This window comes from Paenibacillus sp. MT86, from assembly GCF_058792535.1.
The window spans coordinates 4,440,667-4,464,210 of sequence record NZ_CM179499.1 but is presented as its reverse complement, the minus strand read 5'-3'; the positions used below and the strand labels follow the sequence as shown (position 1 = coordinate 4,464,210).

Genomic DNA, 23,544 nt, shown 5'->3' with positions numbered 1-23,544 from the left:
GGGCGGGCGGTTTTTCCGGTTAATGGTATTTAGGAACATCATCGGATGGGTCGGATTTTCCTTTGTGCCCATCGATCACTTGAAACGGATACTGTTTACGTTTAGCCGTTGGGTTGCTTTTGCGTACGGTGCTGTTCTTAGCCGCCGCCAGTTTCGCGGCCGTCCGCTTGGAAGGCTTCACCTTGGGACGTTTGTTAAAACGGCGTGGCGGGAACTTGTAAAGCACATACACGACAGCAACAATAATTAGAGGAATCAATATTCTCATTCTTGATCCAGGGTCTAACAGGAATACCAGTAGCCCTATGGCGGCCAACGTAATCGCCGTCCAAAAAATGATCGCATGCCTTCTCATGGATTATCACCCTTTCGCGGGATCCAGCACACTTCCTGTCACAGATTGGTGAACTGTAACATTCTCGTATTGAGCATCTAACTCACGCATTCTGTTAAAGGATGCGATGGATACTTCAACTTGATCATCAGTAGGTTCCTTCGTCGTCAGAAGCTGCAGCCACAGACCGGGATATCCGAGGAAACGGAGTACCGGCAGGTCCCGCATGGCATTGGTCAATTTCAGGAATTCAAAGGAAACGCCAAGCACGACCGGAAGAAGCGCAATTCTTTGAATGACCCGCTGCGTCATGGTATCCCATGGCACCACCGAGTAGACAACAACGCCGAGCACAATGGTCAGCATCATGAAGCTGCTGCCGCAGCGATAATGCAGCCGCGTATATTTCTGAACGTTCTTCACCGTCAACTCTTCGCCGGCTTCGAATGCGCTGATGACTTTGTGTTCGGCGCCGTGGTACTGAAAGAGCCTTTTTATGACCGGAGTTTGGGAGATCGCCCATAAATACACGAGAAGCAGTATTAATTTAATAACGCCTTCAATCAGGTTATGCACGATATAGTGATCAAATGTATCGCCAAAAAAGAGATCCTCTACAAAAACAGGAACGAGTGTAAACAGCAGCTTGCCGAAAACAAAGGAAAGCACGCTGACGGCGGCCACACCGATAATCATGCTTAAACTCCAGCCGGAGTCTTCTTTCTCTTTCTGCTTCTCGCGTTCTTCGGGCTCCAGCGTATCGTCAGCATAAGCATCGGCAGAGTAATTCAAATGTTTGGAGCCTTTGATAGTAGAATCTATGAGACTGACGATGCCGCGAAGAAGCGGGATCTTCCGCAGCTTCCGAACCCATGCCTTGTCTTCGCGAGGCACCTCGAGAAACTTGATTTCATTATTTTTACGCCGCACGGCCGTCACATTCACATGCTTGCCGCCGAACATAACGCCTTCGATTACAGCTTGGCCTCCATAGCTGATCGGGGTTGACTTATCGGACAACCAGTTCACCCTCCCTGACATGTTATTCGTTCTATGAACTATTGTATCGAATTTTGAAAGTAATTTCTAGTTGGATTAGGGCAGGGGAAGCGGTGCATACTACTTTCAGAGATGAAATGGAGAAACAGCGGGGCTTTTCGATAACCGAAGAAGAGGAGAATCAATCCATGCATGAACATCAATTTCGTAAGCAGAACCAGATAACCAATCCGTTTACGTTTGCCCTGGAGCTGGGCTATTATGCCGGCCTGATCTGGGGGGGCGTGCTTTGGATCTTTTACTGGTTGAGATTCACGAAGGTCGTGCCCGGTTTTTTGCTGGAGCCATTCTTCAAACATGAATTCCTCAAGACCACAGCCGGGCAAATCGCCGGGTGGCTGTCCTTCATCGCCTTTTCCGTCATCGCTTCCCTCATTTATGTAACCCTGTTCAGGAAGCTGAAGGGCCCATGGCCCGGGATTGCTTACGGAATCGTGTGGTGGGCGGTGCTGTTTGTTGCGCTCAATCCCTGGCTACGGCTGACGGACCCAGTGAAGAAGCTGTCCTGGGATACAAACATTTCGGAGGTTTGTATTTTTATATTATGGGGCCTCTTTATCGGTTATACGATTGCGCAGGAATTCACCGACGAGAAACTGCGTGAACCGAAGAAGCTGACGGGTTAGCCAAGAAAAACTTCTCAACCCGATGCCGCCTATGGTAAAATAGCTTTTGGTTATTTGACGAAAAGGTGGGAAGCCCTATGAAATCCATATGGGTGATAAACGGACCGAACTTAAACCTGCTCGGCTTCCGGGAACCGGGCATTTATGGTTCGCTCAGCCTGCAGGCGATCGAAGATAATTTGCGTAAACAGGCGGATCTCGCCGGTATCGGTATTACCTTCTTTCAGTCTAATCATGAGGGTGCTATCATTGACCGTATTCATGAAGCGATCGGACAGGCTGACGGCATACTTCTTAATCCGGGAGCACTGACTCACTACAGCTACGCTGTGCGTGATGCCATCAGTTCTGCCCGCATTCCGACAGTGGAGGTTCATCTCTCGAACATTCACGCCAGAGAGGAATTTCGTCATACCTCCGTCATAGCGCCTGTGGCTGTCGGACAAATCGCGGGTTTTGGCGCGGCGAGTTACACATTGGGCTTGTCGGCTCTACTGCAAGTCCTGGTCGAGCAAGAAGGGTAGCTCCTATTTCGGGATAAGGGTGAGAGGAGAGTGGTTAGAATGAGTAACAAACGAGTGGTTAAACTGCGCGAACAGCTTCAAGCCAAAGGTTTGACGGCTATGCTGGTTGCAAGCCCGATCAACCGCAGATATTTAACGGGCTTTACCGGTTCAGCCGGATATGTGCTGATCACACGCGATGCGGCCTATCTGTTGACGGATTTCCGCTATATGACGCAAGCACCGCAGCAAGCCGTCGGTTTTAAAGTGGTCGAGCACGGGCCGAAGGTGATGGAGACGGTCAAGGATCTGTTGTCTTCCGAAGGCATCGCATCGCTCGGATTCGAACAGGACCATGTTACATACGGCGTGTTTTCCGCATATTCGGAACAGCTCGCGCCCATCAGCCTGGTGCCGGTTTCGGGCCTTGTAGAAGATTTGCGTATATTCAAGGATGCCGAAGAGTTGAGCATTATGCAGCGGGCAGCGGATTTGGCTGATCAGACGTTCAGCCATGTCCTGACGATTCTGGCTGCCGGCAAAACGGAACGGGAAATCGATCTCGAGATGGAAATGTTCATGCGCAAGCATGGCGCAACCGCGTCTTCCTTCGACACGATCGTTGCTTCCGGCGAGCGTTCGGCGCTTCCTCACGGCGTAGCCAGCGAGCGGGTCATTCAAGGGAACGAATTCGTTACGTTTGATTTCGGCGCGCTGCTGGACGGGTACTGCTCCGATCTCACGAGAACCGTGGCGCTCGGCAGTCCTGATCCGAAGCTGAAGGAGATCTATGATATCGTGCTCGAAGCGCAGCTTCACGCACTGGATCATATTAAACCAGGCATGACGGGACGCGAAGCAGACGCTTTGGCTCGCGATATTATTTCGCGTTACGGATACGGGGAATATTTTGGCCACAGCACGGGGCACGGATTGGGCATGGAAGTTCATGAATCGCCGCGGCTGTCCAAGCTGAGCAATGACGTGCTGCAGCCCGGCATGGTCGTAACGGTGGAGCCGGGCATTTACCTGCCTGGTCTTGGCGGTGTCCGCATCGAAGATGATATCGTCATCACGGAAACGGGCATTCGCATACTGACAAGCTCGTCCAAAGATTACACCGTACTGTAAAAAGGGTTCAAAAAGCAGCCTTGTTGAGCTTATGCTTTAAGAAAATTGTGTACTATATTAAATAGACCGCATCCATAGGAGGGAATCTTAGTGATTTCAGTTAACGATTTTAAAACAGGTTTGACCGTAGAAGTAGATGGCGATATTTTCACCGTATTGGATTTCCAGCATGTTAAGCCGGGTAAAGGCGCCGCTTTCGTACGTTCCAAATTGAAAAACCTTCGCAACGGCAACACCGTGGAGAAGACGTTCCGTGCAGGCGAAACGATCGGCCGCGCCATCATCGACAACCGTGGCGTTCAGTATCTCTATGCCAGCGGTCAAGAGCATGTTTTCATGGACAACGAAACTTACGACCAGTTCAGCTTGACCAGCGAGCAGCTGGAATGGGAGCTTAACTTTCTGAGAGAGAACATGAACGTTAACATTATCAGCTACCAAGGCGAGATCCTCGGGATCAACCTGCCTAACAGCGTCGAGCTGAAGGTCGTTGAGACCGAGCCGGGTATCAAAGGCAACACGGCTACCGGCGCTACGAAGAACGCCAAAGTGGAAACCGGCCTCAATGTACAAGTACCGCTGTTCATTAACGAAGACGATGTGCTTCTGATCGATACACGCGAAGGTAAATACATTTCCCGTGCATAACATGCAATAAGCGGGACCCTTCAACGATGGACGGGGTGCCAATATCTTCTAAACCAACGCGACTCCTGTACGAATGTACGGGAGTTTTTTGCAATAAGCGGGCTCGGCGTCCTAAGTCTGTTTTCTTTTTGCCTTGAAAAGCCTTGACGGGGTGACTCACTTTCGTATTATACTGTTTTAAAGTGAGAAACCACCTGAGCACTGTTACATACCGATATTAGTGGGGAGTGAAAGAAGCATTGTCACTGTACGTCATGAAATTCGGAGGCAGCTCTGTAGGGGATACAGAACGCATGAAGCGCGTTGCCAGAAGAATTGTAGAGAAACAAGATGAAGGTCATCAATGTGTGGTCGTGGTGTCTGCCATGGGGGATACGACGGACGATTTGATTGACCAGGCAAAGCTGTTAAACGAGAATCCACCGGCACGGGAAATGGATATGCTGATGACCACGGGGGAGCAGATATCCATCTCGCTGCTATCCATGGCGATTCACGGTCTTGGACGCAAGGCAGTGTCCTTGACCGGCTGGCAGGCGGGATTCCGCACGGAAGCCGTCCATGGTAAAGCCCGCATTACAGATATAAAGCCGGAGCGCGTGCACAAAGCGCTTGGCGAAGGAAATGTCGTCATTGTCGCGGGATTCCAGGGCATGTCCGAAGACGGAGAGATTACAACGCTTGGACGCGGGGGCTCAGATACCACCGCGGTAGCTCTTGCGGCTGCCATTCAAGCGGATGTATGTGAAATATATACGGATGTGGACGGGATATACTCCACGGATCCGCGGGTAGTCAAATGCGCGCGGAAACTGAAGGAGATTTCCTATGACGAGATGCTCGAGCTTGCCAATCTTGGCGCGGCTGTTCTTCACCCGCGTGCGGTCGAGTATGCGAAGCATAATCAAGTCAAGCTTGTCGTCAGATCCAGCTTTAATCATAACGAGGGTACGGTTGTTAAGGAGGAAACAAGCATGGAACAAGGTGTGGTTGTCAGCGGAATTGCATTCGACAAGAATGTAGCGAGAATCAGTATTCTGGGCGTAGCCGATACGCCGGGCGTTCTGGCCCAAGTGTTCGGAGAGCTTGCAAAAGAATCGATTGACGTTGATATCATCGTGCAGAGCGGCGTTCAGAACGGCGAAGCGGACTTTTCCTTTACGGTGTCCCTGGCGGATCGGGAGCGTGCGTTGTCCGTGATCGAACACATTCGCGGCAAGCTGCCGTATCGCGACGTTACCTCGGAAGATCATCTTGTGAAAGTATCGATTGTCGGCGCGGGCATGGTCAGCCATCCCGGCGTGGCGGCACAAATGTTTGACGTGATCTCCCGGCAGGGGGTCAGCATCAAAATGGTCAGCACGTCCGAGATCAAAGTATCCTGCGTCATCGAGGGAAGCAATCTCGAAGGGGTCGTGCAGGCGCTTCATACCGCGTACGGACTGGATACGGATCAACAGGCTTCCGTAGGCGGACCGCAGGTTCGCCGATAACAGGATTCAACCGTCATCATCGATATTAATAGAGTTCATCCCGGTCATTTATGACCGGGATTTTTTGTGCTGTCCGAAAGATTCGAAGTTCCTTTCTATGAAATTGAAAAAATAGAGATAAAACGAGAGGGCCCCGCATATTTTTAATCATCACACATGTGAAGAAGGAAGAAGGAAGAGGGAGGATATATCGCATGCTGGACAAGTTTGTCGCAAGTATGGCAACGCTTCGGATTTTCTCGGGCAGCCTTGAGATCGTCGCGGCCATCATCATGCTGCGCCTGAACCAAGTCGATAAAGCGCTTGCCGTGAATTCGGCATTGGCGTTTACGGGTCCGCTCATTTTGATTTTGACCACAACGATCGGTCTGGTGGGAATGGCAGATAAATTGTCATGGGGGAAGATCGGCTGGATATTGTGCGGCGTCTCCTGTCTCTTATACGGGGTTTTAAAAAAATGATAGATTCGCTGCATATTTTTCAGGTACAAGCATACACATGGGATATGAAGTTCTCTTATTAGAAGATGATCACAAAGGACAACCTGGGGGAAATTGATATGACATTGAATTGGTTAGACCTGTTTCCCGAAACCGTAAAACGCATGCTGCTGAACCTATCGAAAGAGCTTCTCGAACATGTGGAGGAGGTACGGATCCGGGAAGAGCGTCCGCTGGAGATCAATTCGGCGGGCAAGCATCATTTCCTGGACAGGCGAGGCGGACTCACCTTGCGGCCTGAAGAGGCATATAAGCCGACGCGTGAAGATGCCCATAGGCTGCTGGACCTTATCAGCAATCATTCCCTCTACACCATGGAAGAAGAGCTGCGAAAGGGGTTTATCACCATACCAGGGGGCCATCGGGTCGGGCTTACGGGCCGGACGGTGCTGAGCGGCGGCAGGGTGGAGCACATTCGGGATATCAGCGGATTTAATGTCCGGATTGCCAAGGAAATACAGGGAGCGGCGGACGACATCCTTCCTCATCTGCTTGACCGGAAACGGAAAAGGGTGATGCACTCGCTGATCTTATCTCCGCCCCAGCAAGGCAAAACGACGCTGCTCAGAGACCTCGCTAGACAGATCAGCTACGGCAAGTGGGGAAACTCGTCCGTGCATTGGCCGGGAATGAAGGTGGGCATCATCGACGAGCGTTCCGAGATCGCGGGTTGTTTGCGCGGCGTACCCGGATTCGATGTCGGCCCTCGCACGGACGTAATGGATGGCTGTCCGAAAGCCGAAGGGATGATGATGATGATCCGTTCGATGTCTCCGGACGTGCTCATTGTGGACGAGATCGGCCGGCCGGAGGATGCGGAAGCGGTGATTGAGGCTTTGCATGCCGGCATCAGCGTGATTGCAACGGCGCATGGCTCATCCGTTCAGGACATGCGGGGCCGGCCCGCCCTCTCGGGACTTCTGGAGAACCGGATGTTTGAAATGTACGCGGTTCTTAGCCGAGCGGGCGACCACCGATCATACAAGCTGTATGACGGAGGCCAGCGAACGCTTCAGACGGCTATCAGCGGCCAGCCGGGAGGTGATGCCTATGCTTAAACTGGTCGGGGCCGTGCTCGTGCTGGGTGCAGGAACCTTAGCCGGATTCTACCAAGCCCAGCAATTCGCAGCAAGACCCAGACAGCTGCGAGAACTTATTCTCGCGCTTCAACGGCTGGAGACGGAAATCAGCTACGGCTTTACGCCGCTGCCCGACGCGCTGGAGCGAATCGGCGTTTCCCTTCGTGAACCGCTCAAATCTTTGTTGGCCTCCGCAGCGCTTTACATGAGACCCGATTACGGGTTATCCGCACAAGACAGCATCCGCAAGGCGCTTGGCGAATATTGGAGACGAACATCGATGAAAAGTGCCGAGCGTGAGGTGTTGGAACAGCTAAGCGGCGTACTTGGCACCAGTGACAGACAGGACCAGATCAAACATATCGCTCTGGCCGTGGGACAGCTCAAGCATGAAGAAGCAGCGGCAAGGGATGACCAGGTCAAATATGAAAAAATGAGCAAAAGTCTGGGACTGCTCATTGGAGCATTGATCGTCATATTGATCTTTTAGCGAGGTGCCAAGGGAAATGAACATTGAAGTGAACGCGATCTTCCAGATTGCCGGTATTGGCATCATCATTGCCATGATTCATACCGTCCTGAAACAGATGGGGAAAGAGGATATGGCGCATTGGGTGACCCTCATCGGGTTCGTGGTTGTATTGTTTATGGTCGTAAGGCTGCTAGACGATTTGCTGAAGGAAATCAAAAGTATTTTTCTATTCCAGTAGGTGGACATTTATGGAAATTATCCAGGTGGTAGGACTCGGCATCATCGCTACCGTGCTGATCTTGATTGTCAAGGAACAGAAACCGCTCTTTGCCTTTCTTCTCGCCGTGGCGACATCGCTCCTCATCTTCCTGTTCCTGATCGGAAAGATCGGTAATGTCATATCCATGCTGGAAGATCTGGCCGAGAATTCCGGCGTTCAGATCATCTATCTGAAGACGGTTCTGAAAATCATCGGAATCGCCTATATCGCGGAGATGGGGGCACAGATCGTTCGAGATGCCGGACAGGAATCGATCGCATCCAAAATAGAACTGGCGGGAAAAGTGCTCATATTGGTGCTCGCTGTACCGATTATCGGGATCATCATCGAGACGGTCCTGAAGCTCCTCCCGGCTTGAAAAAAGGTGGGGGGACATGGTGACAGGAGCAACACTTCGAAGAGGCTTGGCCGTGTTTTGCCTACTGATCCCAATGCTGTTGTTGCTGTCCGGATGGTTCTGCGGGACGATCGATGCGACTGCAGCCGCCAATCCGGCCGATGAGTGGGTCGAGCAGCAGACGCAGCAGCTGCCAACGGATCAGGTCGAGAAATACTGGGACCGGCTCATGAAGGATTACGGCGGGTTTTTCCCGGATGGCAAGACGCCCTCCCTGATGGATATGCTGCTGCCGGGCGGCGACGGGCTGAGCTTCAAAGGGGTTATGTCCGGTATCGGAAAATATCTGTGGCACGAGGTGCTCTATAACGGCAAGCTGCTGGCGACCATCGTCATGCTGAGCATTATGAGCTTGATTCTAGAGAACCTGCAGACGGCCTTCGAAAAAAGCACCGTGAGCAGGGTAGCCTATACGATCTGTTACATGGTTGTCCTGGTCATCGCGGTCAACAGCTTCAGCATCGCGATCGGATATGCGCGGGACGCCATCACCCAAATGATCGATTTCATGATGGCCATGCTTCCTTTGCTCTTTGCGCTGATGGCCTCGATGGGCAATGTCGTCACCGTCTCGGTGGCCCATCCGCTGGTCATATTCATGGTACATACGGTAGGCACGCTGATCAGCACGATTGTGTTTCCGCTTCTGTTCTTCTCGGCTCTGCTGCATCTGGTTAGTTCCTTATCCGAAAAGTACAAGCTGACCCAGCTTGGGAATCTGCTGCGAGGGATCTCGATGGGCGTCCTGGGTGTGCTGCTTACCGTGTTCCTGGGAGTTATCTCCGTTCAAGGGCTGACCAGCTCGGTTACGGACGGCGTAACCATCCGGGCAGCCAAATACGTAACCGGCAATTTCGTTCCGGTAGTCGGCAAGATGTTCGCAGATGCGACGGATACCGTAATCTCGGCTTCGCTGCTAGTTAAGAATTCCATCGGGCTGGCGGGAGTCATCATCATTTTGTTCCTTTGCGCATTTCCTGCGATCAAGATCTTGACGCTTGCCTTGATATATAACGTCGCGGCGGCCGTCATGCAGCCGCTCGGCGATTCCCCGATCGGCACCTGCCTCCAGACGATCGGTAAGACGATGCTGTACGTTTTCGCAGCCTTGGCCGCGGTGAGCTTGATGTTCTTTCTCGCCATTACGATACTGCTCACGGCTGCCAACATCACCGTCATGATGAGGTGAGGCAGATGATACGCGGCGCCAAAGCTTAGGAGGTATGACGAATGGACTGGCTTGGAGATTGGCTGAAAAGCGTCATCATGGTGGTTCTCTTTGCGGCCTTCGTTGATTTGATCCTGCCCGGGAAGGCGCTTGAACGCTACGCCAGGCTAGTCCTGAGCTTGTTGATTCTGCTCACGCTGCTCAGTCCCATCATTACATTAATTGCGGATCCCCCGGAGAACCAGCTGGCGATGGAACTGGAGCGGCAGGAGAAGGGGCTGCCGGAGGAAATTCAGCTGGAGCATATCATGGCCCAGGCCGAAAAGCTCAAGGATACGCAGCAGAGTCAAAGCCTGCAATGGGCTGGCAATGAATTAGCCAAGGTGATGAAAGAAGAGATCGCGGCTGAAACGGGGGAAGCCGTTCAAGAGGTCAAGGTGGTGCTGGCCGCGGTTGCCGGGCAGGGCAAGGAATATGCCGGCGCTGCGATACGCTCCGTTGACGTAAGGCTGGCTGGGGATGAGCCGGCGGATGCAGAAGTAGGGGAAGACGATAGACGTCCCATCGGTGTAACGCCAGTGAATCCTGTTCAGGTGAACGTGGATTCCATGGCAGAGGAGAAGGATGGGAAGGCGGCAGTAAAAGAAAACGCAGAGGCAGTCAGCAAAGCCGAGGAAGCCAGAGCAGAACCGGTTCGGGACTACATTAGCCGCCGGTGGGATTTGGAGCCGGAGCTGATCACGATCTATGCACCGGGGCAGGATCAGGATAACAAGCTGTAGCGGAGGTGAGGATGATGGGAAATTGGTTGAAGCGGTTGGAGCAGTGGCTTGGCGGAGGAGCCGGCGGTGCTAGGAAGATGCAGACCTTCAGGTGGCTGATCATTCTTGGCCTGATCGGCGTCGCGATCATGCTGTTCAACTCCTTCGTCAATGTCAAGAAGCTGGATCATGAGAATATCGGCCGCGAACCGCCGCCGGACACCGCCGCGGTCTCAACAACCCAGGGGGCTGCGAGCAGCAGCGGCGGCGGTGAATTCGAAAGCATCGAGCAGGATTTCGAAATGCGCACCAAGACCATGCTGGAACAGATCGTTGGCGTCGGGTCCGTGGATGTCATGGTGACCGTGGAGTCTACGGAAGAACTGGTGGTGCAGCGAAATATGAAGGATACGCAGGAACTCACGGAAGAAACCGATGCCAGCGGAGGGAAACGCCATGTCACGAGTTACCAGCGCGACGGCCAGATCGTCACCTATGATTCTTCGGGCGAAGAGACGCCGATCGTCACCAAGAAGATCAAACCTCAGGTCCGCGGCGTGCTCGTCGTAGCCAAGGGGGCCGAGAATGAAGTCGTAAAGAGCTTGATCGTGGATGCGATCCAGCGGGGTCTGAACGTTCCATCTTATCGTATATCCGTTGTCCCTCGCAAACAGGAATAACGTAAAGTCCTGCGGATGATCCGATCATTCGTGCCACAGGTTTTCAATTAAAGGAGGAAAAGTTCAAATGAATAACAAAAGACAAACCATATGGTTAGTATCCATGCTTAGTTTAATGGTCATCCTGTCCGCTTACTACTTGTTCACGGACGATTCGGGAACGAAAGCGCCGCCGGTTGCCGAGAGCACGCAGGTAGACGGTCAGAAGCCCGGCGCAGGACAGGAAGCCAATGGAACCGCAGTCGACGAGCTGGTTGTGAACGAAGTTCTCGAAGAAGGCACGGACGGAGATTCCGGAGCCAACGAGCAAGGGACCGGAACGACGGATACGGGCGTAACCGGCACGGAGGATCCTGCAGAGGCAACGCAAGGTGAGCAGGATGACCAAGGGAAAGCGGCTGGAGAAGCGGATAAGCCGCAAGAACCGGAAGTGAAGGAATCCACGGATGGAGCCGATAAATCCAAAGACGCCAGCAGCACCGGCAAGGACGAAGCAGAGACTTCCAAGGACACCAGCAGCACGAGCGGCGAAAAATCGGATAAAGAAGTGCTGGAGGAAGTGGCAGCCAACGCAACGTCTGCAATCGCACAGCTGGATTCCTATAAACTGGACCGCGCACAAAAAAATAATAAATTATACGATGAATTAATGACAAAAATCGACAACCATGAAAATAAACCGGAGGAAACAGCACAAGCTACCCAGCAGCTGAAAGCGGCGGAAGCGAAAGAGGAAGTCATTCTCAGCATCGAGGAAACCCTGCAGCAGCAATTCGGCAACGCCGTAGTAAAGGAAGAGAGCGAGAAATATAATGTGGTCGTTCTGAGCGAGAAACTCGATGCCAAAGGCGCGGCGGACATCGTCAGTCTTGTGATGAAGGAATTGAAGGTTTCGCCGGATAAAGTAACCGTCCAATATGTTGCGCCATAAGCTTGTCCGCAGATTTCAACATAAACCACGGATATACGATAAACCCGAAAGAGTCTAAGGATTGCCTTGGGCTCTTTCTATTTCGCTCGATTGTGATATAATACTCTAAGCTATTGACTGACTGTCCTAAGCAAGGGCTTCCAAGAAAGTGAAGGAGTGAACGTCGATCATGTTTAAATTAAACGAAATTAAGGAACTTATTAAGCTGGTGGATCAAACTTCCGTGCATGAACTGGAGATTGAGAGCGAAGGTACACGCTTATCCATTAAGAAACCCAATGCAGCCGAGGTCGTTAACAACTATCAGGCCGCGCCGCAAGCGTACATACCGGCTCAGCAAGTGATGGCACCGCAGATCGTACAGCCGAATACGGGGAATCAAGCACCTGCAGCGGCACCTCAGCAGGATTCAGCGGAGGATAGCAACAGCTCATTACATAAAATCGTATCACCGATGGTAGGAACCTTCTACCGTTCCCCATCGCCTGAGGCTGGGCCGTTTGTAAGCCCGGGGGACAAGGTGACGGAGAAATCGACGGTCTGCATCATCGAGGCCATGAAGCTGATGAATGAACTGGAAGCAGAGATCAAGGGCGAAATCGTTGAGGTTCTCGCGCAGAACGGTCAGCTTGTAGAATTCGGGCAGCCTCTGTTCCTGGTGAAGCCGGAGTAATATGGAGGGACTCGCCAAGAACGAGAGTCGTATGAGTCCGAAGGAGGTTACTGCATGACATTTCAAAAAGTGCTTATCGCGAACCGCGGAGAGATAGCCGTCCGTATCATCCGGGCTTGCCGGGAGCTTGGCATCGCAACCGTTGCCGTTTACTCGGAGCCGGACCGGGAATCTCTGCATGTTCGCTTGGCGGACGAGGCCTATTGCATCGGCCCTACATTATCGAAAGACAGCTATTTGAATTTCACGAATATCATGAGCGTGGCTACGCTGACCGAGTGTGACGCGATTCACCCCGGTTACGGCTTTTTGGCCGAGAACGCGGATTTCGCGGAGATCTGTGAATCCTGCAACATTACCTTTATCGGCCCTTCCGCCGACGCGATCAACCGCATGGGCGACAAGGCGGTGGCGAAGCAAACGATGAAGGATGCGGGGGTTCCGGTTATTCCCGGGTCCGACGGATTGGTCGAGGATCTGGACGAGGCCGTCATGCTCGCACGCGACATCGGTTATCCGGTCATTATCAAAGCGACCGCAGGCGGCGGAGGTAAGGGGATTCGAATCGCCGAGGATGAGGAATCGCTGATCAAACAGATTACAAACGCGCAGCAGGAAGCCCAGAAGGCTTTCGGCAATGCTGGCGTGTATCTTGAAAAATATCTCACCGGCATGAAGCACGTGGAGATTCAGATTATCGCCGATAAACACGGCAACGCCGTGCATCTCGGGGAGCGTGACTGTTCCGTGCAGCGCCGGAGACAGAAGCTGGTTGAAGAAGCTCCTTGTCCGGTGCTAAGTGAAGAGGTACGCAGCCGAATGGGTGAAGCCGCCGTTCGCGCGGCAAAAGCGGTAAACTACTCAGGTGCCGGCACGCTTGAATTTTTGCTGGGCCAGGACGGACAGTTCTACTTCATGGAGATGAACACGCGGATTCAGGTGGAGCATCCGGTAACGGAGATGGTAACCGGCGTGGACCTGATTCAGGAAATGATCTCCGTTGCTGAAGGCAACACGCTTTCCTTCAGTCAAGAGGATGTCGTCATTAACGGATGGTCTATCGAGTGCCGGATCAATGCCGAGAATCCGGACAAGGGCTTCATGCCTGCACCGGGAACCATTCAATTCTATTTGCCACCGGGGGGGCCTGGCGTGCGGGTGGACAGCGCGGCATATCCCGGGTACACGATTTCGCCTTATTACGATTCGATGATTGCCAAGCTCATTGTATGGGCGCCGACCCGCGATGAAGCGATCGCGAAGATGAAACGCGCTTTGGCTGAATTCGAGATTGAAGGGATCTATTCGACCATCCCGTTCCATCAGAAACTGCTGAAGCATCCTACCTTCTTGAAGGGCGACTTCGATATTAAGTTTTTGGAAGAAAATGAGATTTAAAACCTTTGGCCAAGTTTGTCATAAACTTGGCCAAATGGTATAGTATGAGTAATAAGAGCGCATGCGTTATGCAGTTCGGGTGCATCCGCTAACTTATTCTGAAAGGTGTGTTGAGACAATGGCGGAAACTTTGCCTACAGAATTTGAACGTACAGATATCGGTGAGATTCAGATTGCACCGGAAGTAATTGAAGTCATCGCCGGACTCGCTACGGTCGAGGTACGCGGTGTTGCGGGGATGAGCGGAGGCTTTGCAGGCGGCATTGCGGAGCTGCTCGGACGCAAGAATTTATCCAAGGGCGTTAAAGTTGAAGTCGGACAACGGGAAGCTGCCGTTGACGTATCCGTCATCGTGGAATATGGCCATCGACTTCCGGAAGTTGCCGGGGAAATCCAGCGCAACGTGAAACGTTCGATTGAGAATATGACAGGGCTTACGGTGATTGAAGTCAATGTACATATTCATGACGTCCATTTCATGAAATCCGTGGAGAAGACGGAAGAACTGGATTTGGCTCAACGCGTCAAATAGAATAGTTTCAGGCTAGCCCTGGGCAGCGATGTCGAGGGTTTAATCTAATTTAAGGAGGCTGTGCTGAATCGTGGCCAAAATCATGGACAGACTTTTGCTGTTTATCTACAGCTTAAGTATCGGTGTTATATCCGTAGTTGCCATCCTCCTGTTGAGTGGCGCTGTTCCTTACGAATTAACGAATGTTCAGGAACAACGCCTTTTCTGGGCTGGAATTATCGTAGCTGCGGTTTTGTTTTTGCTGAGCATCCGTTTTTTCTACATCTCCGTCAGGCGCGATCGCTCGAACCTGAACTCCATCGATCAGCGAACGGAATTCGGCGATATCCAAATCTCCGTGGAGACGATCGAGAATCTCTGCTTGAAGGCGGCTTCGCGCGTCCGCGGAGTGAAGGATCTGAAATCGCGGATCAAGGTATCCCAGTCGGGTCTTGATATTGCGATTCGCGCCGTGGTTGATGGCGAGGAATCCATTCCTACGCTGACTACCGAAGTGCAGAAGCAGGTGCACGACTTCGTTGAAGATACAACAGGAATACCCGTATCATCCGTATCCGTATATATTGCTAACGTGGTTCAGGCACCAAGCTTCAAGAGCCGCGTGGAATAGAGGTGAGCTTCCCAAATGCCTTGGAAAGAAATATGGGAGAGTCACAGAGGAAGAATTGCCGGGGTGGCCGGCGGGCTTGTGTGCGGACTGATTTATTTATTATCCGGTTTTTGGGATATGCTGTTCTTTGCATTAGTGGTATTTATCGGCTATATATTTGGCAAGCGCAAGGATCTGAACCAGGGCTCCATCTTCCACTTTCAGGAATGGGGACGCTGGCTTTCCGAGCGCTGGCGGCCGTTTAAATGAACCCTGTGATATGCTTTCTCCGGAAAAAATGCTGAGGACAGGTGTAGTGCGCCTTTTTTGCGGAGAGAGATATTCACAGGTTTTTTTTTGGCGTTTAATTGTTGTCAAGTCTTGACGGCAAATGGATCATACTAATTAGAAAAATGGATTCGGCAGGGTCCACAGGAGGAACATAATGAAAAGACGTGTAGCTAGAGAGATTGTCGTTCAGAGCCTTTACCAGATGGAGATGAACGAAGTCGACAGCATGGAAGCCGTGTCGATGCTGCTCTCCGAAGCGGCCGAAGAGAATGAGACCGAGCGGGTCATTGGCGATGAGGTTCAAATGAAGGAATATGTGCTGCAGCTGGTCAACGGAACATGGGAATCCAAGGATTCGATTGATGAACTCCTCGCTCATTATTTGAAAGGCTGGCAGGTAAGCCGTCTTTCCCGCGTGGATCGTCAAATCCTGCGACTGGCCGTGTACGAGCTGACTTATCGCGATGACGTGCCCGGGAAAGTGGCGGTTAACGAAGCGATCGAACTGTCCAAGCATTTCGGAACCGAGGAATCGGGCAAGTTCGTCAACGGCGTACTGGGCCGGATGATTCAAGAGCTGGATCAAGTCAAGGTGAAGCTGCGTCAGTCCTAAATCTGCACGCATGTTCATGCCCAGCTTGAAACGTAATGATTCAATCATAATGGAGGAGAGATCAGGATGACGGAAGCAACGATTATTAGCGGAAAACAGATTTCGGAAGAAATTCGCAAGGGGATTGCGTTAGAAGTAGAACAATTGTCCAAGCAGAATGTACGTCCTGGTTTGGCTGTTGTACTTGTAGGAGATGATCCGGCTTCGCATGTCTACGTTCGCAACAAGGAGAAAGCGTGCCACGATCTGGGCTTTTATTCCGAGGTGCATCGTCTGCCCGCGGATTCCAGCCAGAACGAAGTGCTCGCGCTTGTGGACAAGCTCAATGCCCAGGAATCCATCCATGGGATCCTGGTCCAGCTACCTTTGCCTAAACACATCGAGGAAAAGGCCGTCATCGATGCGATTGCGGTGGAGAAGGACGTGGACGGTTTCCACCCGGTTAATGTGGGTAACCTCGTAATAGGCGATGACAGTCTCCTGCCATGCACGCCGGCCGGCGTGATTGAAATGATCAAGCGGACAGGCATTGAGATTGCAGGCAAACATGCGGTCGTGATCGGGAGATCCAATATCGTCGGAAAACCGGTATCTCTTCTTCTTCAGCGCGAGAACGCGACCGTTACGATGTGCCACTCCAAAACGGGGAATATGGCGGAAATCGCGCGTCAAGCGGACATCCTGGTCGTGGCGATCGGCCGAGCGAACATGATTGATGCCAGCTACGTGAAACCCGGTGCCGTCGTTATCGATGTCGGCATGAACCGCCTGGAGAACGGAAAGCTTGCCGGGGACGTTGACTTTGAGAGCGTGAAGGCAGTGTCCGGCCCGATTACTCCGGTTCCCGGAGGTGTGGGACCGATGACCATCACGATGCTCATGCAGAATACACTGATAGCCGCCAAAAGGCTGAATGGGCTGGCTTGACATGAAGACGGCCGATCCAGGACGAGTATTATCCGTTAAGGATTTAAACCGATATATTCGCATGAAGATGGAAGGCGACTCCAGGCTATCCGACGTATGGATCCGTGGCGAGATATCGAATTTTACCCATCATTCCAGCGGACATATGTATTTTACCTTAAAGGATGAAGGCAGCCGGATCCGTGCGATCATGTTTGCGACTCATAACCAGAGGCTGCCTTTTATCCCCAAGGAAGGGTCGCGAGTCATAGCGCGGGGCAATGTGTCGGTGTATGAACGGGATGGTCAGTACCAATTCTACGCCGTCCAAATGCAGCCGGACGGCATCGGCAGCTTGTACCTCGCTTATGAACAGCTGAAGTCGAAGCTGGAGGAAGAGGGCTTGTTTGCTGCCGATCGCAAGCGGCCGCTGCCGCGCTATCCCAAGACGATCGGCGTGATCACGTCGCCAACGGGGGCTGCCGTGCGGGATATCATGATTACGATCCGGAGGCGCTATCCTCAGGCGAACGCCATTTTGTATCCGGTGCTGGTTCAAGGCAAAGGGGCTGCGCCTTCGATCGTCAAGGCCATTCGGACGATGAACGACATGGCAGAGGCTGATGTGCTAATCGTTGGGCGCGGAGGCGGATCACTGGAAGAACTCTGGGCGTTTAATGAAGAGATCGTTGCAAGGGCCATTTATCAATCCCATATTCCAATCGTTTCAGCCGTCGGGCACGAAACGGATTTTACGATCGCCGATTTTGTCGCGGATCTTCGAGCCGCCACGCCAACGGCCGCAGCGGAACTTGCGGTTCCGAGCAGCGCAGAACTGAGAGGGCAGCTTGCCCAAAGACAGCGCCAGCTGAATCAGGGGCTGCAGCAGCGCCTTCAGCGGAGCCGGGAACGTTTGATATCGCTTCAGCGATCCCCGGTCCTGGTACATCCCCGTCGGTATATGCTTCAGCATGCCGAACGGCTGGACATGCTGTCCCAGCGGCTGCAGGGCCACCTGAAATCCAGGCTTTCCCTGGTCCGCCAGCATCAAAAATCGCTGCACCAGGGCCTGATCCGATATAATCCGCGGACTCAAGCAGAGTTCGCCGCCAAAAGGAAAGAGCAGGCCAACCGGCAGTTAATGAATGCGATGCAGTCGATCATGAAGTCCAAGATGTCGCAGCTGCAAACCGAGATGCGTCATCTCGATGCGCTCAGCCCGTTGAAGATCATGTCGAGAGGATACAGTCTCGTGTATGACGAGAAAGAGCAAAAGCTTGTCAAATCGATAGAAGACGTGCAATTAGGTGATTTGGTGAACGTAAGGGTCAACGATGGACAGCTGCAATGTCAAGTGTGGGGAATGAAGGAGGATGAAGAGATTGGCGAATGAAACACTGGAGATCAGCTTCGAAGAAGCGATGGCTCAGCTGGAGACGATCGTTGAGCAGCTGGAAGACGGAGATGTGCCGCTTGAAAAAGCCATCGATTTATTTCAACAAGGCATGAAGCTGTCGCAGATATGCAGCAAAAAGCTGGAGCAGGTCGAGCAGAAAATCGAAATGATCGTGGAAGAAGGCGGAGAATTGAAGCGGAAGCCATTCGGCGGGACGCTGGATGAGACAGGTGAACTGGGTGAATAACAGACTTACGATCCATCAATATATGAATGAAATTTGTGACAGGCTGGACAGCGAGTTCACGAATCTTTTTCCGTCAGGCTGGAAAGTTCCTGAAACCCTTTCGCGGTCCATGTCGTATTCTTTAATGGCAGGCGGCAAGCGAATGCGTCCGCTGCTTGTCATTGCGGCATGCGAGGCGGGCGGCGGCAACCGTGAAGCAGCCGTTCCGGTAGCCTGCGCGGTGGAAATGGTCCATACATATTCCCTTATCCACGATGATCTGCCGGCGATGGACGATGATGATTACCGCCGCGGCAAGCCGACGAATCATAAGGTGTTTGGCGAGGCCAGCGCCATTTTGGCGGGGGATGCCTTGCTCACGCATGCTTTTTACAGCGTCATCCAGGCTGCCAGAAAGCATGGGGTTCCAGCAGAGCGCGTGCTGTCGATCGTGGAGGATCTTGCGGTGTATGCAGGTCCGCGGGGGATGGTAGGCGGTCAGGTGGCCGACATGGAGGGGGAGCAAGGGATCACGACGTTAGAGCAGCTTGAGTATATTCACCTGCACAAGACCAGTGATCTAATCATGTTCTCGCTGATGGCTGGCGGCCATGTTGCCGGGTGCTCCGACTCCCAGATCGAATCCTTGCGTACCTTCGGGCATCATATCGGCCTTGCTTTTCAGATTCAAGATGATATCCTGGATCTCGTCGGGGATGAGTCCAAGCTCGGGAAGCCGGTACAAAGCGATGTGAAGCAGGAAAAGGTGACCTATCCGTACTTCATCGGTTTGGACGCATCGAGGCATGAAGTCGAGCGACTGACAGCAGAAGCCAAGCGGGTCATTTCCGAAGGGAACTTCGCCGACCCTACAAGGCTGCTGGAGATCGCAGATTTCTTGATGGCCCGGGACCACTAAGCGCGCGCTACATGCAAACGGTTTTTTTGTGATATAATGTCTGTTAATGGCTGAATTACTATCGGCTTAGTAACGTAAACTTAATCAAGGAAAGCGGGGAGATTCTTCGTGCTTCTTCCAAATATCAAACAACCAGAACAACTTAAAAATCTATCGGTGGACGAACTCGAGGATTTAGCGGGACAAATCCGTCATTTTCTAATCGAAAAGCTGTCCGTTACCGGTGGCCATCTTGCACCGAATCTGGGAGTGGTTGAACTCACGCTGGCCTTGCACTATTGCTTTGACAGCCCTCGTGACAAGATGATTTTCGATGTGGGCCATCAAGCCTATGTACACAAGATCTTGACCGGACGGATGGATAAATTCGATACGCTCCGCAAATACAAAGGCTTGTGCGGCTTCGTCAAGCGGTCCGAGAGCGAGCATGATGTCTGGGAAGCCGGTCACAGCAGCACCTCGCTGTCTGCCGCAATGGGCATGGCCATGGCCCGGGATCTGAAAGGCGAAGACAATCGGGTTATCGCCATGATCGGAGACGGAGCCCTTACAGGCGGCATGGCGTTTGAAGCGCTAAACCATATCGGCCACGAGCAGAAGAAGCTCATGGTCATCCTGAATGACAATGAAATGTCGATCGCACCGAATGTCGGTGCTATGCATAACTACTTAAGCAAGATCCGTTCGGACCGTTTTTATCTTCGTGCCAAAGACGAAGTGGAGATGGTCTTGAAGAAAATCCCTGCCATCGGCGGCAAACTCGCGAAGACGGCAGAGAAGATGAAGGACAGCCTTAAATATATGATGGTTCCGGGTGTTTTATTCGAGGAACTTGGTTTTACGTATCTCGGGCCTGTGGACGGACATGATCTGAACAAACTGATCGATACATTGAAGCAGGCGGACAATGTGGATGGTCCCGTGCTGATCCATGCCGTAACAACCAAGGGCAAGGGATATCGTCCAGCCGAATCGGATTCGCATAAATGGCACGGAATCACCCCTTATAAGATTGAATCCGGCCAAGTGCTTAAGGCAGTAGGCAATCCGATGTACACGGAAGTGTTCGGACAGACTTTGGTCGAGCTGGGGGAACAGGATAAACGCATCGTCGCCGTTACGCCGGCGATGCCGGGCGGCTCGGGCCTGATCCCGTTCAGCAAGAAATTTCCGGACCGCATGATCGATGTCGGGATTGCCGAGCAGCACGCGGCAACGCTGTGCGCGGCTCTGGCCATGGAAGGCATGAAACCCGTGTTCGCGGTCTATTCCACGTTCATGCAGCGTGCGTATGACCAAATCGTGCATGATATTTGCCGCCATAACGCCAACGTGATGTTTGCGATTGACCGTGCTGGCTTTGTGGGTGCAGACGGCGAAACGCATCAAGGGGTATACGATGTGGCCTTCATGCGTCATATCCCGAATATCGTCATCATGATGCCAAAAGACGAGAATGAGCTTCGACACATGATGAAGACGGCGCTTGATTATAATGAAGGACCGATTGCTTACCGTTACCCTCGGAACAATGTGCGCGGCGTTCCGATGGACACTGAGCTGGTGCCCATTCCAATCGGAACCTGGGAAGTCGTCCGTCCCGGAGAAGGGTATGCCATCCTGGCTTCTGGTCCGATGGTTCAGCTGGCCGAAGAAGCAGCGGAGCAGCTCAAACGGGAAGGCATTGCGGTAGAAGTCGTGAATGCCCGTTTCCTTAAACCGCTTGACGGAGATATGCTGGCGAATTTGGCGAAGACGGGAACGTCGATGCTGGTCCTGGAGGAAACCTCGCAAGCAGGCAGTTTGGGGAGCGCGGTTCTGGAATATTTTGCAGAGCAGGGAATACATGATGCGGTCGTATCCTTGATGGGGATCGAAGACCGGTTCATCGAGCATGGAAGCATTCCGCAGCAGCGGGAGGAAGTAGGTCTCACGCTGGAAGGGGTTTGCCAGGAAATCCGGAGCCTGAAGAATGCCCGGACCGCCGTACTCGGCAAAAGAAGTTTTATGTCTTAGTAACGATCGGGAGTATAATATGGATTCATCTCAGAAGGAACGAATTGATGTCCTGCTCGTGGAGCAGGGTTATTATGAGAGTCGCGAAAAAGCAAAAGCCGCGATTATGGCGGGTCTGGTCTATGCCGGAACCGAACGGATCGAGAAAGCCGGCATGAAAATTCCGAGGACGTCCGAATTGAAGGTCAAGGGCTCGGTTCATCCTTATGTCAGCCGAGGCGGACTAAAGCTGGAGAAAGCGATTCGTACGTTCGGCCTCGACATGAAGGGACGCACGATGCTGGATATCGGATCATCGACAGGCGGTTTTACGGATTGCGCGCTTCAGCATGGGGCCAGTTATGTGTACGCGATCGACGTTGGTTATAACCAGCTGGATTGGTCGCTGCGTAACGATGAACGCGTATGCGTCATGGAGCGAACGAATTTTCGCTATATGACGCCGGAGGACCTGAACGGTCCTCTGCCTGATTTTGCGAGCATCGATGTTTCGTTTATATCGCTTCGCATTATACTGCCGCCTCTCAAGTTGCTGCTGGGTAAACCGGGAGATGTAGCCGCCCTGATCAAACCTCAATTTGAGGCGGGGCGGGAGAAGGTCGGTAAATCCGGGGTGGTTCGGGATCCGAAGGTCCATAAGGACGTTTTAACGCAGGTGCTGACTTTTGCGGACGGCCTTGGATTCAAGCTGAAAAACCTTACGTTCTCTCCGATAACGGGAGGGGAAGGAAATATTGAATTCCTGGCCCACTGGCGATTAGAGCCGGAGGCATCTGAAAGCTCGGAAGAACCGACTCAGGAAGATGGACAAACTTCTGTCCCATTGAGTCAATGGATTGACACCGTCGTCACGCAAGCGGCTCATACATTCACAGGAAACTCATCGAAATGATGGGTTTCTTTTGCTGAAAAAGAGGAATTTATGTTCTCATCCGCGAATACAAAATTCGAGGTGAGAGGATGAATGAGCGTTATGATTGGTTATTAATGATATTGCTTGGTGTCGTCATTGCCTTGCTTATCGGCTATAGGCTGAATCGTTGGCTGATGTCACCATCACCGGACCGGCTGCCGGGCATCCCGATCAATGAGCACATTCCAGATCACCCAGTCATTGGGATGCTTGAACAAGAAGGATATGATGTGGTTGGGGGTAAAGTAAAAATAAACTTGTCGTTTGAAACGGGACATAAGCCCATCATAAGTCGGTTGTTTATAGATTACGTTGCATCCGACGACAGCGGCGAACTGTACATGGTGAAGCTGGCGAGGGAACGAATGCCGGTGGATTGGACAGGCTCCGGCATTCGCGATCGGTTGATGCCGTTTTTGCTGCTGTATCCCGAGTGTGCGGGCCTCCTCTACATCGACGTGAATGAGGGGACTATTAACCGTTTAAGCATGGATTGGACGGACGAAGAATGGATTGGTCATGATGAATACAACAGTTAATACTCAGGAGGCTCTTTATGAAGGGACAACGCCATATTAAAATCAGGGATATCATTACCCACCAGGATATTGAAACGCAGGATGAGCTTGTGGACGCATTGCGCGCGGAAGGCTTTCAGGTTACTCAGGCTACGATATCACGGGATATCAAAGAATTGCTGCTCATAAAAGTGCCTACAGATGACGGGCGATATAAATACTCCATGCCGACAGATCAGCGGTACAACCCTGTTCAGAAGCTCAAAAGAGCGCTCGTCGACAATTTTGTTTACATTGACCGAACCGGCAATCTTGTGGTCATGAAATGCTTGCCCGGAACAGCCAACTCGGTTGCCGTGCTGCTCGATAACATGGAATGGTCACAGATCATGGGGACCATCTGCGGGGATGACACGATCTTGCTGATTTGCCGTACGGAAGCAGACGGCGAACATGTGGTGTCCCAAATCAAAAATTTCATTTCCTGATCAG

General features: G+C 52.2%; 30 protein-coding genes. 28 read left to right on the top strand and 2 right to left on the bottom strand.

Going from position 1 to position 23,544, the window contains the following annotated elements; genetic code table 11:
- Positions 1 to 19: 19 nt before the first annotated feature.
- Positions 20 to 355: a hypothetical protein gene (locus AC3RCL_RS19940; protein ID WP_009591231.1), complete on the bottom strand. Its 336-nt coding sequence runs from the start codon at positions 353 to 355 to the stop codon at positions 20 to 22.
- 6 nt (positions 356 to 361) lie between these two features.
- Positions 362 to 1,354 (bottom strand): DUF1385 domain-containing protein, encoded by a 993-nt coding sequence (locus AC3RCL_RS19935; protein ID WP_492531504.1) that lies wholly within the window; start codon positions 1,352 to 1,354, stop codon positions 362 to 364.
- A gap of 167 nt (positions 1,355 to 1,521) precedes the next feature.
- On the opposite strand from AC3RCL_RS19935, the gene AC3RCL_RS19930 reads away from it, so the two are divergent.
- The 28 genes from AC3RCL_RS19930 (at position 1,522) to ahrC (ending at position 23,540) form a co-directional block, all read left to right on the top strand.
- Positions 1,522 to 2,019 carry a YqhR family membrane protein gene (locus AC3RCL_RS19930; protein WP_096773508.1) on the top strand — a complete coding sequence of 166 codons (498 nt, stop codon included), beginning with the start codon at positions 1,522 to 1,524 and terminating at the stop codon, positions 2,017 to 2,019.
- 77 nt (positions 2,020 to 2,096) lie between these two features.
- Positions 2,097 to 2,543, top strand: a complete 447-nt coding sequence (gene aroQ, locus AC3RCL_RS19925) for a type II 3-dehydroquinate dehydratase (protein ID WP_009591244.1) — start codon at positions 2,097 to 2,099, stop codon at positions 2,541 to 2,543.
- A gap of 39 nt (positions 2,544 to 2,582) precedes the next feature.
- Complete coding sequence (locus tag AC3RCL_RS19920; protein WP_492531501.1) at positions 2,583 to 3,653, top strand: M24 family metallopeptidase; 1,071 nt, start codon at positions 2,583 to 2,585, stop codon at positions 3,651 to 3,653.
- Between the two features lie 90 nt (positions 3,654 to 3,743).
- On the top strand, positions 3,744 to 4,301 hold the full coding sequence (gene efp, locus AC3RCL_RS19915; protein WP_009591242.1) for an elongation factor P: 558 nt from the start codon (positions 3,744 to 3,746) through the stop codon (positions 4,299 to 4,301).
- Between the two features lie 239 nt (positions 4,302 to 4,540).
- Entirely contained in the window at positions 4,541 to 5,794 is a 1,254-nt protein-coding gene (locus tag AC3RCL_RS19910; protein WP_015734447.1) for an aspartate kinase, read from the top strand.
- A 194-nt stretch (positions 5,795 to 5,988) separates the two neighbouring features.
- Positions 5,989 to 6,255, top strand: a complete 267-nt coding sequence (locus tag AC3RCL_RS19905) for a YqhV family protein (RefSeq protein WP_015734448.1) — start codon at positions 5,989 to 5,991, stop codon at positions 6,253 to 6,255.
- A gap of 98 nt (positions 6,256 to 6,353) precedes the next feature.
- Positions 6,354 to 7,352: a stage III sporulation protein AA gene (gene spoIIIAA, locus AC3RCL_RS19900; protein ID WP_015734449.1), complete on the top strand. Its 999-nt coding sequence runs from the start codon at positions 6,354 to 6,356 to the stop codon at positions 7,350 to 7,352.
- Positions 7,345 to 7,863, top strand: a complete 519-nt coding sequence (gene spoIIIAB, locus AC3RCL_RS19895) for a stage III sporulation protein SpoIIIAB (RefSeq protein WP_015734450.1) — start codon at positions 7,345 to 7,347, stop codon at positions 7,861 to 7,863. The genes spoIIIAA and spoIIIAB overlap by 8 nt, the downstream gene beginning before the upstream one ends.
- A 16-nt stretch (positions 7,864 to 7,879) precedes the next feature.
- On the top strand, positions 7,880 to 8,083 hold the full coding sequence (spoIIIAC, locus tag AC3RCL_RS19890; protein WP_007129715.1) for a stage III sporulation protein AC: 204 nt from the start codon (positions 7,880 to 7,882) through the stop codon (positions 8,081 to 8,083).
- A gap of 10 nt (positions 8,084 to 8,093) precedes the next feature.
- A complete protein-coding gene (gene spoIIIAD / locus AC3RCL_RS19885) occupies positions 8,094 to 8,483 on the top strand; it encodes a stage III sporulation protein AD (protein WP_009591272.1) in 390 nt (129 codons plus the stop codon).
- 16 nt (positions 8,484 to 8,499) lie between these two features.
- Positions 8,500 to 9,711 (top strand): stage III sporulation protein AE, encoded by a 1,212-nt coding sequence (spoIIIAE, locus tag AC3RCL_RS19880; protein WP_015734451.1) that lies wholly within the window; start codon positions 8,500 to 8,502, stop codon positions 9,709 to 9,711.
- A 41-nt stretch (positions 9,712 to 9,752) separates the two neighbouring features.
- The gene (spoIIIAF, locus tag AC3RCL_RS19875; RefSeq protein WP_015734452.1) at positions 9,753 to 10,472 is read left to right on the top strand and encodes a stage III sporulation protein AF; all 720 of its coding nucleotides are present in this window, start codon (positions 9,753 to 9,755) and stop codon (positions 10,470 to 10,472) included.
- Positions 10,473 to 10,486: 14 nt separating this feature from the next.
- Complete coding sequence (gene spoIIIAG / locus AC3RCL_RS19870) at positions 10,487 to 11,131, top strand: stage III sporulation protein AG (RefSeq protein ID WP_186326435.1); 645 nt, start codon at positions 10,487 to 10,489, stop codon at positions 11,129 to 11,131.
- A gap of 67 nt (positions 11,132 to 11,198) precedes the next feature.
- On the top strand, positions 11,199 to 12,062 hold the full coding sequence (locus AC3RCL_RS19865) for a SpoIIIAH-like family protein (protein WP_015734454.1): 864 nt from the start codon (positions 11,199 to 11,201) through the stop codon (positions 12,060 to 12,062).
- 169 nt (positions 12,063 to 12,231) lie between these two features.
- Positions 12,232 to 12,735, top strand: coding sequence for an acetyl-CoA carboxylase biotin carboxyl carrier protein (gene accB / locus AC3RCL_RS19860; protein ID WP_009591273.1), 504 nt, complete (start codon positions 12,232 to 12,234; stop codon positions 12,733 to 12,735).
- A gap of 54 nt (positions 12,736 to 12,789) precedes the next feature.
- Entirely contained in the window at positions 12,790 to 14,133 is a 1,344-nt protein-coding gene (accC, locus tag AC3RCL_RS19855; protein ID WP_015734455.1) for an acetyl-CoA carboxylase biotin carboxylase subunit, read from the top strand.
- Between the two features lie 118 nt (positions 14,134 to 14,251).
- Positions 14,252 to 14,665, top strand: coding sequence for an Asp23/Gls24 family envelope stress response protein (locus AC3RCL_RS19850; protein ID WP_009591235.1), 414 nt, complete (start codon positions 14,252 to 14,254; stop codon positions 14,663 to 14,665).
- A gap of 70 nt (positions 14,666 to 14,735) precedes the next feature.
- Positions 14,736 to 15,275, top strand: a complete 540-nt coding sequence (amaP, locus tag AC3RCL_RS19845) for an alkaline shock response membrane anchor protein AmaP (protein WP_009591270.1) — start codon at positions 14,736 to 14,738, stop codon at positions 15,273 to 15,275.
- Between the two features lie 15 nt (positions 15,276 to 15,290).
- Entirely contained in the window at positions 15,291 to 15,524 is a 234-nt protein-coding gene (locus AC3RCL_RS19840; RefSeq protein ID WP_009591264.1) for a DUF2273 domain-containing protein, read from the top strand.
- A gap of 175 nt (positions 15,525 to 15,699) precedes the next feature.
- Positions 15,700 to 16,158: a transcription antitermination factor NusB gene (gene nusB, locus AC3RCL_RS19835; protein WP_009591251.1), complete on the top strand. Its 459-nt coding sequence runs from the start codon at positions 15,700 to 15,702 to the stop codon at positions 16,156 to 16,158.
- 66 nt (positions 16,159 to 16,224) lie between these two features.
- Positions 16,225 to 17,085 (top strand): bifunctional methylenetetrahydrofolate dehydrogenase/methenyltetrahydrofolate cyclohydrolase FolD, encoded by an 861-nt coding sequence (gene folD / locus AC3RCL_RS19830; protein WP_015734456.1) that lies wholly within the window; start codon positions 16,225 to 16,227, stop codon positions 17,083 to 17,085.
- A 1-nt stretch (position 17,086) separates the two neighbouring features.
- Positions 17,087 to 18,457, top strand: a complete 1,371-nt coding sequence (xseA, locus tag AC3RCL_RS19825) for an exodeoxyribonuclease VII large subunit (protein WP_015734457.1) — start codon at positions 17,087 to 17,089, stop codon at positions 18,455 to 18,457.
- The gene (gene xseB / locus AC3RCL_RS19820) at positions 18,447 to 18,707 is read left to right on the top strand and encodes an exodeoxyribonuclease VII small subunit (protein WP_285857208.1); all 261 of its coding nucleotides are present in this window, start codon (positions 18,447 to 18,449) and stop codon (positions 18,705 to 18,707) included. Before xseA ends, xseB begins: the two co-directional genes overlap by 11 nt.
- Complete coding sequence (locus tag AC3RCL_RS19815; RefSeq protein WP_492531490.1) at positions 18,682 to 19,605, top strand: polyprenyl synthetase family protein; 924 nt, start codon at positions 18,682 to 18,684, stop codon at positions 19,603 to 19,605. Before xseB ends, AC3RCL_RS19815 begins: the two co-directional genes overlap by 26 nt.
- 108 nt (positions 19,606 to 19,713) lie before the next feature.
- Complete coding sequence (gene dxs, locus AC3RCL_RS19810) at positions 19,714 to 21,621, top strand: 1-deoxy-D-xylulose-5-phosphate synthase (protein ID WP_015734459.1); 1,908 nt, start codon at positions 19,714 to 19,716, stop codon at positions 21,619 to 21,621.
- Positions 21,622 to 21,640: 19 nt separating this feature from the next.
- Positions 21,641 to 22,513 (top strand): TlyA family RNA methyltransferase, encoded by an 873-nt coding sequence (locus AC3RCL_RS19805; RefSeq protein WP_015734460.1) that lies wholly within the window; start codon positions 21,641 to 21,643, stop codon positions 22,511 to 22,513.
- 68 nt (positions 22,514 to 22,581) lie between these two features.
- Positions 22,582 to 23,073: a hypothetical protein gene (locus AC3RCL_RS19800; RefSeq protein ID WP_492531487.1), complete on the top strand. Its 492-nt coding sequence runs from the start codon at positions 22,582 to 22,584 to the stop codon at positions 23,071 to 23,073.
- A gap of 17 nt (positions 23,074 to 23,090) precedes the next feature.
- Entirely contained in the window at positions 23,091 to 23,540 is a 450-nt protein-coding gene (gene ahrC, locus AC3RCL_RS19795) for a transcriptional regulator AhrC/ArgR (RefSeq protein WP_015734462.1), read from the top strand.
- The last annotated feature ends 4 nt before the right edge of the window (positions 23,541 to 23,544 follow it).

Coding starts and splice junctions, on each gene's coding strand:
- spoIIIAG (WP_186326435.1), top strand. CDS start 10,487: ATGGGAAATTGGTTGAAGCGGTTGGAGCAGTGGCTTGGCGGAGGAGCC.
- accC (WP_015734455.1), top strand. CDS start 12,790: ATGACATTTCAAAAAGTGCTTATCGCGAACCGCGGAGAGATAGCCGTC.
- nusB (WP_009591251.1), top strand. CDS start 15,700: ATGAAAAGACGTGTAGCTAGAGAGATTGTCGTTCAGAGCCTTTACCAG.
- spoIIIAD (WP_009591272.1), top strand. CDS start 8,094: ATGGAAATTATCCAGGTGGTAGGACTCGGCATCATCGCTACCGTGCTG.
- spoIIIAE (WP_015734451.1), top strand. CDS start 8,500: ATGGTGACAGGAGCAACACTTCGAAGAGGCTTGGCCGTGTTTTGCCTA.
- spoIIIAC (WP_007129715.1), top strand. CDS start 7,880: ATGAACATTGAAGTGAACGCGATCTTCCAGATTGCCGGTATTGGCATC.
- ahrC (WP_015734462.1), top strand. CDS start 23,091: ATGAAGGGACAACGCCATATTAAAATCAGGGATATCATTACCCACCAG.
- spoIIIAF (WP_015734452.1), top strand. CDS start 9,753: ATGGACTGGCTTGGAGATTGGCTGAAAAGCGTCATCATGGTGGTTCTC.
- accB (WP_009591273.1), top strand. CDS start 12,232: ATGTTTAAATTAAACGAAATTAAGGAACTTATTAAGCTGGTGGATCAA.
- AC3RCL_RS19930 (WP_096773508.1), top strand. CDS start 1,522: ATGCATGAACATCAATTTCGTAAGCAGAACCAGATAACCAATCCGTTT.
- spoIIIAA (WP_015734449.1), top strand. CDS start 6,354: ATGACATTGAATTGGTTAGACCTGTTTCCCGAAACCGTAAAACGCATG.
- aroQ (WP_009591244.1), top strand. CDS start 2,097: ATGAAATCCATATGGGTGATAAACGGACCGAACTTAAACCTGCTCGGC.
- AC3RCL_RS19940 (WP_009591231.1), bottom strand. CDS start 355: ATGAGAAGGCATGCGATCATTTTTTGGACGGCGATTACGTTGGCCGCC.
- AC3RCL_RS19920 (WP_492531501.1), top strand. CDS start 2,583: ATGAGTAACAAACGAGTGGTTAAACTGCGCGAACAGCTTCAAGCCAAA.
- AC3RCL_RS19850 (WP_009591235.1), top strand. CDS start 14,252: ATGGCGGAAACTTTGCCTACAGAATTTGAACGTACAGATATCGGTGAG.
- AC3RCL_RS19840 (WP_009591264.1), top strand. CDS start 15,291: ATGCCTTGGAAAGAAATATGGGAGAGTCACAGAGGAAGAATTGCCGGG.
- AC3RCL_RS19905 (WP_015734448.1), top strand. CDS start 5,989: ATGCTGGACAAGTTTGTCGCAAGTATGGCAACGCTTCGGATTTTCTCG.
- AC3RCL_RS19865 (WP_015734454.1), top strand. CDS start 11,199: ATGAATAACAAAAGACAAACCATATGGTTAGTATCCATGCTTAGTTTA.
- AC3RCL_RS19815 (WP_492531490.1), top strand. CDS start 18,682: ATGAGACAGGTGAACTGGGTGAATAACAGACTTACGATCCATCAATAT.
- spoIIIAB (WP_015734450.1), top strand. CDS start 7,345: ATGCTTAAACTGGTCGGGGCCGTGCTCGTGCTGGGTGCAGGAACCTTA.
- folD (WP_015734456.1), top strand. CDS start 16,225: ATGACGGAAGCAACGATTATTAGCGGAAAACAGATTTCGGAAGAAATT.
- AC3RCL_RS19800 (WP_492531487.1), top strand. CDS start 22,582: ATGAATGAGCGTTATGATTGGTTATTAATGATATTGCTTGGTGTCGTC.
- AC3RCL_RS19805 (WP_015734460.1), top strand. CDS start 21,641: ATGGATTCATCTCAGAAGGAACGAATTGATGTCCTGCTCGTGGAGCAG.
- xseA (WP_015734457.1), top strand. CDS start 17,087: ATGAAGACGGCCGATCCAGGACGAGTATTATCCGTTAAGGATTTAAAC.